Raw genomic sequence first — 492 nt, 5'->3', positions numbered from 1 at the left:
CATCCCTTCCCTGCCGCGAAAAATCAGTGCGCTGGTTGATGAAAACCGCCAGCAGGAAATGCGCGATGCCTATGTGCATTTGGTCAAAGTACAGCAACGCCAAAGCCTGTGGCTGAGTGTGATTGCGGTTGTTTTGCTGCTGATTTTGCTGTGTAAATAAACTGTAATACAGCTTTAAACGACATAATAAAGGCCGTCTGAAATCGATTTTCAGACGGCCTTTTTATATGCCGACCTATTCTTTTTTCTCGTGCTGAACATATCCGCTTTCAGCTTCGATATGCCGTCTGAAGCGCAAACCTGCGGCGTGGTAAAATGGGTGCGGCGAGAACTGGCGCGAGACTTGCGAAGCGAAGATGCAAGTCAGCAGCATCCAAAACAATAAATTCTGTCCGCCCGTCATTTCCATTACCACCACGGCGGCGGTCAACGGCGATTGGGTCGCAGCGGCAAGGAATGCGGCCATGCAAAGCAAAACCGCGACATTGGACG

Annotated in this window: 1 protein-coding gene and 1 pseudogene; one reads left to right on the top strand and one right to left on the bottom strand. The window is 50.2% G+C overall.

Going from position 1 to position 492, the window contains the following annotated elements; genetic code table 11:
* Window positions 1–160: pseudogene (locus ACTHUR_RS19225) on the top strand (ubiquinone biosynthesis regulatory protein kinase UbiB); the annotation flags it as partial.
* Between the two features lie 75 nt (window positions 161–235).
* On the opposite strand, the gene ACTHUR_RS19220 reads toward ACTHUR_RS19225, so the two are convergent.
* The coding region (locus tag ACTHUR_RS19220) for a chloride channel protein (RefSeq protein WP_440400384.1) at window positions 236–492 on the bottom strand (257 nt) is incomplete at its 5' end.

It is taken from the genome of Neisseria sp. P0021.S007 (genome assembly GCF_051956855.1).
Note: the sequence above shows the minus strand (reverse complement) of the source record. Positions and strands in the feature narration are given on the sequence as shown.